Source organism: Glycocaulis sp. (assembly GCF_050485565.1).
Taxonomy (GTDB): Bacteria; Pseudomonadota; Alphaproteobacteria; order Caulobacterales; family Maricaulaceae; genus Glycocaulis.
The window spans coordinates 157,122-165,499 of record NZ_JBJHBQ010000008.1 but is presented as its reverse complement, the minus strand read 5'-3'; the positions used below and the strand labels follow the sequence as shown (position 1 = coordinate 165,499).

General features: G+C 58.5%; 11 protein-coding genes. 4 read left to right on the top strand and 7 right to left on the bottom strand.

The genetic code is table 11. The features are described from left to right. Positions 1 to 4: 4 nt before the first annotated feature. From ACQ5ID_RS10745 to ACQ5ID_RS10730, 4 genes are all read right to left on the bottom strand, one after another. The gene (locus ACQ5ID_RS10745) at positions 5 to 397 is read right to left on the bottom strand and encodes an MAPEG family protein (protein WP_429912452.1); all 393 of its coding nucleotides are present in this window, start codon (positions 395 to 397) and stop codon (positions 5 to 7) included. A 76-nt stretch (positions 398 to 473) separates the two neighbouring features. Then, positions 474 to 797, bottom strand: coding sequence for a hypothetical protein (locus ACQ5ID_RS10740; RefSeq protein WP_429912451.1), 324 nt, complete (start codon positions 795 to 797; stop codon positions 474 to 476). After that, positions 794 to 1,453 (bottom strand): DsbA family oxidoreductase, encoded by a 660-nt coding sequence (locus ACQ5ID_RS10735; protein ID WP_429912450.1) that lies wholly within the window; start codon positions 1,451 to 1,453, stop codon positions 794 to 796. Before ACQ5ID_RS10735 ends, ACQ5ID_RS10740 begins: the two co-directional genes overlap by 4 nt. Before the next feature lie 53 nt (positions 1,454 to 1,506). Then, entirely contained in the window at positions 1,507 to 1,821 is a 315-nt protein-coding gene (locus ACQ5ID_RS10730; protein ID WP_429912449.1) for a hypothetical protein, read from the bottom strand. A gap of 267 nt (positions 1,822 to 2,088) precedes the next feature. On the opposite strand from ACQ5ID_RS10730, the gene mnmA reads away from it, so the two are divergent. Then, the gene (gene mnmA, locus ACQ5ID_RS10725; RefSeq protein WP_429912454.1) at positions 2,089 to 3,246 is read left to right on the top strand and encodes a tRNA 2-thiouridine(34) synthase MnmA; all 1,158 of its coding nucleotides are present in this window, start codon (positions 2,089 to 2,091) and stop codon (positions 3,244 to 3,246) included. After that, on the top strand, positions 3,243 to 3,581 hold the full coding sequence (locus ACQ5ID_RS10720; RefSeq protein WP_429912448.1) for a DUF1801 domain-containing protein: 339 nt from the start codon (positions 3,243 to 3,245) through the stop codon (positions 3,579 to 3,581). The genes mnmA and ACQ5ID_RS10720 overlap by 4 nt, the downstream gene beginning before the upstream one ends. Before the next feature lie 9 nt (positions 3,582 to 3,590). On the opposite strand, the gene ACQ5ID_RS10715 is transcribed toward ACQ5ID_RS10720, so the two are convergent. Next, positions 3,591 to 3,752 carry a hypothetical protein gene (locus tag ACQ5ID_RS10715; RefSeq protein WP_429912447.1) on the bottom strand — a complete coding sequence of 54 codons (162 nt, stop codon included), beginning with the start codon at positions 3,750 to 3,752 and terminating at the stop codon, positions 3,591 to 3,593. Between the two features lie 58 nt (positions 3,753 to 3,810). Further along, positions 3,811 to 4,632 carry a hypothetical protein gene (locus ACQ5ID_RS10710; protein ID WP_429912446.1) on the bottom strand — a complete coding sequence of 274 codons (822 nt, stop codon included), beginning with the start codon at positions 4,630 to 4,632 and terminating at the stop codon, positions 3,811 to 3,813. 218 nt (positions 4,633 to 4,850) lie between these two features. Here ACQ5ID_RS10710 and ACQ5ID_RS10705 point away from each other — a divergent pair, with 218 nt between their 5' ends. Further along, positions 4,851 to 6,035: a thiolase family protein gene (locus tag ACQ5ID_RS10705; protein ID WP_429912445.1), complete on the top strand. Its 1,185-nt coding sequence runs from the start codon at positions 4,851 to 4,853 to the stop codon at positions 6,033 to 6,035. A 153-nt stretch (positions 6,036 to 6,188) separates the two neighbouring features. Next, the gene (locus ACQ5ID_RS10700) at positions 6,189 to 6,650 is read left to right on the top strand and encodes a RidA family protein (RefSeq protein ID WP_429912444.1); all 462 of its coding nucleotides are present in this window, start codon (positions 6,189 to 6,191) and stop codon (positions 6,648 to 6,650) included. A 250-nt stretch (positions 6,651 to 6,900) separates the two neighbouring features. Here the strand turns inward: ACQ5ID_RS10700 and ACQ5ID_RS10695 are convergent, their stop codons facing one another. Then, entirely contained in the window at positions 6,901 to 8,142 is a 1,242-nt protein-coding gene (locus ACQ5ID_RS10695; RefSeq protein ID WP_429912443.1) for a hypothetical protein, read from the bottom strand. Between the last annotated feature and the right edge of the window lie 236 nt (positions 8,143 to 8,378).

The following is an 8,378-nucleotide window of genomic DNA, read 5'->3' as shown; positions in this document are numbered from 1 at the left end:
CCGTTCAGCTCAGCGCGTACCACAAAATGGCAATACCGCCTGCCAGATAGACGATGAGGGTGATGAGCGCGCCGCCAAACCGGCCAAAGCTGGTGCCCGAACTGCCCGTCAGGCCAAAGGCGTGCAGCACGCGCGCCAGCGTCAGGGCGATACCCAGCGCGTGCAGGACGTAGATATGCGCGTCGAGCAGCGCCAGCGTCAGCAGGCCGATCAGCATGCCCGGCACCCATTCGGTGGCATTGGCATGCACGCGGATGCGCCGGGCGAGGCTTTCATCACCGCCATCGCCAAAGCCGACCTTGCTGCTCCGCCGGCCGTCGATGACGTTCCACGCAAGAGCAAGCAGAATGAGCAGATTGATGCCGATATAGAGACCGGCAACGGCCACTGGTGTCATGGTGATAGTCCTCCCGCGAGGCTGATTGAGTTCAGCCTTTGCAGCGCACTATCGGGTGCGCCGGACGCAGGTGCAATCACCTTTCCGGATAACAGGAGAGGGCGGTCTCGGCCACGAAGCGGCTGAGCGCGCCCTGGACGCTGGAATTGAGCCCGGCGGCATCCATGCGCGCACGGACAGGCTCGCCGGTCATGGACTCGATCAGGATGGAATAGGCCACCGCGTCAAAGCGGCGCGCGGCACGCTCCGACAGGCAGGTGCAGGCTTCATCGCCATAGTCGAAACGTTCGCTGCACACCGCAATGAAACGCGCCTGTTCAGCTCCGTCCGGTGTTGAGCGCGGACCGGGTGAGCATGCAGCCAGCAGGCCAGCGGCAAGAGCCAGCAGCGCGCGCATCATGCGTCTTCCTCCGGCGGCAGGCTGGCCGCCTTGCGGATGGCGTCCGCCAGCACGTCCGGTGCCTCCGCGCCGGAGACGGCAAACGCGCCATTGAAGATGAAGCAGGGCACGCCCGCCACGCCCAGCGAGCGGTAGAATTTCTCCTCGCGCTCCAGCACATCCTTGTCGCGATGGGTGGAGAGAAGGTCGGCGACCAGATTGGCATCCAGCCCGATAGCCTCGGCAATAGCGGTCAGTTCTGATGCCGCGCCGATATCGCGCCGCTCCTCGAAATACGCCTTGAACAGGGCCTCGGCGGCCTCCGCCCCCTTGCCCTGGCCTTGCGCCCAGCGGATCAGGCGGTGCGCGTCCATCGTGTTGGGGCGCATGGTGATTTCATCGAAATTGAAGACGATACCGGCCGCGGGTCCGGCCGCTTCCAGATGCTCGCGCATGGCCTTGAAGCGCCCGGACGGATCGCCGCCGAAACGCTTCTTCATATAGTCCTGATAGGGCAGTCCCGCTTTCGGGATGGAGGCATCCAGCTGGAACGGGCGCAGCACGGTCTCCACCGGGATTTCCGGCACGAGGTCTTGCGCGGCCTGCCAGTAGCGATGGCCAAGCCAGCACCACGGACACACCGGATCAAGGACAAGATCTACCTGAACGTCGCTCATGGCCCGCAAACTATGCGCTGGCGGTCACGTGGCCTAGCCCTGATGTGTGCAAGTTAGGCTTTCACGTCCAGCAGCGCGCCGACCATGTCGTCAGCGGCCCGCACGATGGCGCCTGATGCGGCGGCAAGGTTTTGCGCCTGGATCATGTCCACGGCGGCTGCGGCGTAGTCGGGGGAAGGAGTGACGCGCCCGCCGGGTGCGGGGTGTTGAGGGGAAGGGCCGGCAGGCGCGCCTGGAGTGGTGACCGCGCGGGAAGAGCGGTCAGGGATGGTCAGGTCACGAACGCCGGACACCCGGTCTGCCGCGCGGTTCATAAGAGCCGTGGCAGAGGCAAAGCCCGAAACACCGGATGCGAAGGCAGCGTTCATGAGAAAACGATGCGCCCAAGGCCGCCGGAAATCCATCGAAACCCGTAATAATCGTAAACGCCATGCTAACGGCGGGACACCGCGCAGCTATGCCTTCTATTTGCCGCCTCCATGCGCTATATGCCGCGCCTGACACCCATTGCCACCGGCCTTGAACCGGCGGGAAAGGAAAGAAAGATGACGACCCTTATTCAGGCGCGCCCCGCAGGGCCGCGCGATACGCTTTCAACCAGCCCGGCTGCCGATACGGCGCGTGTGGACGCGCTGATGGCCGAGTTCGGCCTGACCGGCGAGTTTCTGGGGCTGGGCGGAAACCCGCAAGATCACCGTGTTGTCGCGGCCATGTCCGGCGGCGTGGACTCTTCCGTCGTCGGGGCCATTTTACACCGTGCGGGCTATCAGGTCGTCGGTATGACGCTTCAGCTCTACGATCACGGCGCAGCCATCCACCGCAAGGGCGCGTGCTGCGCCGGGCAGGACATCCACGATGCCCGCCGCGTGGCCGAGGCCATGGGCTTTGCGCACTATGTGCTCGACTATGAAAGCCGCTTCAAGGAAGCGGTGATGGAAGACTTCGCCGATACCTATCTGGCGGGTTCCACGCCGATCCCGTGTGTGCGCTGCAACCAGTCTGTGAAGTTCGCTGATCTGCTCAGCACCGCGCAGCAGCTGGGCGCGGCTGCGCTGGTGACGGGCCATTATATCCGCCGCGAAGACCGCGTGGGCGGGCCGGTGCTGCTGCGCGCCGAAGATCACGCCAAGGATCAGTCCTACTTCCTGTTCGCGACCACGCGTGAGCAACTGGATTACTTGCGCTTTCCCCTGGGTCATCTGACCAAGGACCAGACGCGCGAGCTGGCCCTTGCGCTGGGCCTGATCGTGGCCGCCAAGCCCGACAGTCAGGATATCTGCTTTGTACCCGATGGCGATTATGCCAGCGTGGTCAAACGCCTGCGCCCGGATGCCGCCCGGCCCGGCGAGATCGTCCATGAAGATGGCCGGGTGCTGGGCAGCCATGACGGCGTGATCCACTACACGGTGGGTCAGCGCCGGGGGCTTGGCGTCGCCACCGGCGAGCCGCTCTACGTGGTCCGCCTCGATGCCGCCAAGGCGCAGGTCATTGTCGGCCCGCGCGAGGCATTGGCCGTGCGCACCATCCAGCTTGCCGATGTGAACTGGATCGGCGATGGCCCGCTGGCTGGTGCGGACGGGCTGGAAATTGCCGTGAAAGTCCGCTCCACGCGCCCGCCCAGCCCGGCCAGCCTGCATGTAAGTGCAGACGGCGCTGTCAGTGTGACGCTGGCAGCGGGCGAGGAGGGTGTGGCCCCCGGTCAGGCGTGCGTCTTCTACAGCGTGGACGAAGAATCGCGCGTGCTCGGCGGCGGGTGGATCAGTGCCACCAGAAGCGAGGACAGAGCCGCATGAGCGCAGACGCCTATTTCGACAAGCTGGACCGGGAAAAGGCCATCGCGCCGCTGGCGCGTGAGGTGCGAGACTGGATTCCGGCGCGCGCGCCGCACCTCACCGAACTGATGAAATGGGGCTATCCCTGGTATCAGGGAGAGGCGCTGGTGTGCGCGATCGTGCCCCACAAGGCGCATATCAATCTGCAGTTCAGCCGGGGCGCGGAGCTAGCCGCCCATGTGCGCGTGGAAGGCAGCGGCAAGTCCATGCGCCATGTGAAGATTTACGAGGCTGATGATCTTGATGACGGTCTTGCCGCCATCCTTGCCGAGGCGGTAGCGCTGGACCGCGCCTAGACCAGCCAGTTAGACCAGCTCCACCCGTTCACCAAAACGGACCTTTAGAATCAGGTCGCGGGTTCGGTGCTTGATTCCAATGGCGATAAAAAGCGCTTCCACCTCGCGCCAGAAATCCGAACGCGGGCGAGCTTTTTCATTTTTTGAACGATTCTGTGCCGCTTTTTCCATGACGTCTCTCCTGCTCAAAATATGGTGCGATTTTCGCGCAGCGGCAAGCATAGGGGGATTACTTCTTCGTTATCGCCCGGAGATGGTGTCCCAGAATCTCCAAAACTGGTGTGAACAACCTCTCAAGGTAGATCGCGTTCCGTGACCCTCGTTGGAAGTGATTTGCGTTAGAGGAATCGATGGAGAGTACGCCAAGGATATCCTGATCCATATCTTTCGGAGCGGGAATTGGCACGGCAAAATAGGATTTGTCCTGATCCCGATAACCGTCAGGTCGCTGAACGGTATATCGAGGGTCTTTCAGAAGCAGCAGCCGCCGGCGGCCATTGCCAGATTGAGCTGCCAACTCATACCACGCCGCTCCACAATAGCCTTCGCCGAGTGCGAAGCGTCTGTTCGTGACATAGGATTTCATTTTCCCGGCGTCCGATTTTGTTCCAAAGCCGATTTCGAGCTCGCCTTCATGTTCCTCTGACGGGCACATGATTGATACTTGGAAGACAGCACCCGGCAGGCATTTATCCAGCGATCTTGCAAGCGACTTAAGAAGGTCATTGATCTTCTCTTCATGGAAGGCTCGTGATCGTGATTGCCTGCTCAGAAATCCTTCCAGCCAATGCGACAGAACGACATTGAGATCATCTCGCAGAGCGCGGTACTTCCGGTAGGCGTTTCGCTCCAGACGGGTTTCCACATAATATAAAACAGCAGTTACAATGCCGACGGCGATGCATGCCACAATGAACGCGGCCGCACTTCTCGAGTTTATGCCAAAAGGGAGTTCGGTCGTTGGAAAAGAGCCGCTGATAATCTGCGCCTGACTAAGCCAGATTATTAATCCTGCCAACGCCGATAGGCCAAACGCCAATGTTTTAGACATATTGAGTTGTGTCCCCAGCTCGCGATGAGCGTCTACATTCTGAATGCCAATCGATATATTTTGTAGCCTTGCGTCAATGTTGCGGCGGGGTTTTCCACAGGGTTGCGCCTGACATTGCACCTGCGAAAAGCCTTGACGCGGCGCGGCGCGGGGCCTTCACATGCGCGCCAGTTTTTTAGAACGCATACCCCTTTTATCCTGAAACAGGAGAGACAATCATGAGCGCAGACGATCCCATCGTCATCGTGGGCATGGCGCGCACCCCCATGGGCGGGCTGCTGGGCGATCTGGCGGCCATGGCCGCGCCGGAGCTTGGCTCCATCGCCATCAAGGCCGCTCTGGCCGAAGCCGGTGTCGCCGGCGACGACGTCAACATGGTCTTCATGGGCAATGTCTTGAGCGCCGGTCAGGGCCAGGCGCCCGCCCGTCAGGCCGCCATCAAGGCGGGCCTGCCCAAATCGGCTCAGGCCACAACGCTCAACAAGGTGTGCGGTTCGGGCATGCAGGCGGCGATCTATGGCCGCGCGATGATTGCCTCTGGCGAAGCCGATGTGATCGTGGCGGGGGGCATGGAGTCCATGACCAATGCGCCGCACCTGCTGTCCACCCACCGTGCAGGCTTCAAATATGGCCATGACGCGCTGAAGGACCACATGGCGCTGGACGGGCTTGAAGACGCCTATGAGCACAAGGCGATGGGCGTCTATGCCGACATGGTGGCCCAGGAATACCAGTTCACCCGCGAGGATCAGGACGCCTACGCCATCGAGACGCTCTCGCGCGCCAAGAAGGCGACCGAGGACGGCATTTTCAAGCGCGAGATCGCGCCTGTCACCATCTCCACCCGCAAGGGCGATGTGACGGTCGAGCATGACGAGCTGCCCGGCAAGGCACGCCCTGAGAAGATCCCGGAGCTGCGCGCAGCCTTCACCAAGGACGGCACGGTAACGGCGGCGAATGCCTCGGCCATCTCTGATGGCGCGGCGGCTCTGGTGCTGATGCGCCTGTCTGAAGCCGAGCGCCGGGGCCTCAAACCCATCGCGAAGATCGTCGCCACGGCGGCGCATGCTCACGAGCCGGCCTATTTCATGACCGCGCCGGTGCCGGCCATGCGCAAGGTGATGGAGCGTGCGGGCTGGTCCACCAAGGATGTGGACCTGTTCGAGATCAACGAGGCGTTTGCCAGCGTGCCGATGATCGCGATGAAGGACTTGAGCCTGTCGCACGACGTGATCAACGTGCATGGCGGCGCGTGTGCGCTCGGCCACCCGATCGGGGCCTCCGGTGCACGCATCCTCGTCACCCTGCTCTCGGCGCTGGAAAAGCACGATCAGAAGCGCGGCGTCGCCTCGCTCTGCATTGGTGGCGGTGAAGCCACGGCGATGGCTGTGGAGCGGTTTTAGGCCTCAATGGTGTCATCCCCCGGCCGAGCGGAAGCGAGGTCCGGGGGAGCCATGCCTGCAACGAACGTACAAGCGGAACCTCTCCGGCATGGGTCACCCGCATGAAGCGGGTGATGACAGGCTTGAGAGGGCATACGCAGTCAGGAGTTCCCCATGTCCCAGATCGCCAAACGCCTCGCAGAGCTCGGTATCACCCTGCCGCAGGCCGTCGCGCCGGTGGCGAACTATGTGCCCTTCGTGCGCTCGGGCAATCTGGTGTTCGTGTCGGGCCAGGTCTCGATAGGGCCGGCCGGCCTCGTGAAGGGTACGCTGGGGCAGGACATGGATGTGGCCGCAGGCCAGGCGGCTGCGCGCCTGTGCGGGCTCAATCTCATCGCCCAGTTTGCCACCGCCTGTGAGGGTGATCTGGACCGGGTAAAACGCGTGGTGCGCCTTGGCGGTTTTGTCGCCGCAGACCCGGCCTTCACCGACATCCCCAAAGTCATCAATGGCTGTTCAGACCTGATGGTGGAAGTGTTCGGGGATGCGGGCCGTCACGCCCGCTCCGCCGTCGCCTGTCCTGTGTTGCCGCTGGGCGCAGCGGTAGAGGTCGATGCGGTGATTGAGCTGGGGTGAGGCTTTGTCCCTGAAATCCCGGCCAAGCGCAGCGCAGAGCCGGGACCTCGTGTAGGATAACCCATAGCCAACAGGCTTTTCCACCGGGGTCCCCCGCCCCGACGGGGGACCCATGGGAATATTCGATAGCTGAAAACATGGATCCCGGGTCAAGCCCGGGGGGTATAGATAAATCCTAGGAAAAACTCTGCCATTGCACGCGTCAAATTGTTATGAGGTCCAGCGAGCAAGTCGACCGTCCGTTGAAAAGCTACGGCACGGATGTGCGCAACAATCTATAGAATTCCGACTCAGAACAAATGATGCGCGCCTCATTGCCGCAGCGTAAAAACACGCTCCTTAAGGCTTCCTGAGACCTGCTGTTGCAACTATCATCCAAAAATCGGGCATCAGCATGATCTTCAAATATCGAATTTAACCAATAATAATATGAAGAGCAATCAATTGATCTTTTTACAACATTTATAAACGTCAAACCGTATTCCAATTCAAACCAAACATTAGAACTTGTAAAATAGCTATCTACATAAGAAAACCTAAATACGTACTCGAAAGCCCTATCTAGCCGGTGGGCATAAGATTCATCATTTAATACAGAAGAGTAATAAGTATTATGCACTCCAGATATGCAGGATGCGGCGCATCCGGTATCCATTGCACTAAACAACGTATAGGATGAAAAATGGGGGCTCCATTCAAATGTTGAACTGTCAACAAATGTTGACGAGAAAAACACATCCCGCAACAGGTTTTGGTGTTGCTCAGAGCTATTCTCATTTATATAAATAAAGTCTTCTTGATTTTCTACGGCAACTATTATGCTATTTACTAAATAAGATGCTGTGAATCCGACTGTTGAAGCTGGAGGCATTGCTATAATTACCTTGTTAAGGTGGCACCTGTGTAATTCAAGTCGAGACATTGATCCAATATGTATGATAACATCATTTAAACGACATTCAGTTAAGTTGGAAACTGAATTAGCTTCAGTTCGAAAATCGTTATTTATGTGAAAATTGTAATCGATAGTTTGCAAATTTGTTAAATCATGACTGTGTGCAGAAAAATTTGAAAGGTCGGAATTCGAAATATTTAGACCATTTGTTCTATTGAAATTGCTTTCGCTGATTGAAAAGCTGGATGCTCTAATTCTTTCAAGTGAAATGTGGTTAACAGTATAGCCGACCTCATACAGTCGGTTGAGTCGCGCTCCCGCATCCACACCCCGCCCTCGAAATTGCTCTAGGTCATCAATTTGTGACTCCAGAATTGTCAGGCGCAGAGCCTCAAGCGTGTTTGTTCTAATAGGTTGCTCTAAACGCCAAGAAACAACTCCAAATATCGCAGTAGCAGCTGTTACAATAGATACAAACAACGTCCACGAAAAGTTTTTCTTAAAATATTGAAAGATTTTCCAGTTTAAAAATGAGTTCAAATAATAGTATATTTTTTTCATAAGTTTTTTAATGCTAAATGGGTTTTCATAATCCATGTTTAAATTCCTGCCAAAAGGGTGCTTACAAGCGCCCTCGCCATTTCCGGACTCACCTTGACCGTGCCGTTGTGTGTGACGGTGAAGTCAGCCGGTGAGAAGGTGTGTGTGTCTGGATGATCCCGATGATGGCTCGGCCGATTATGGGGCGTTCAGGCTCTATCAGGTCAAGCACAAAACAGGTTGTCTTGCCCGGATAGCGCTAAAGCGCTTCCGGGGGTTCACGGAGTGGATCA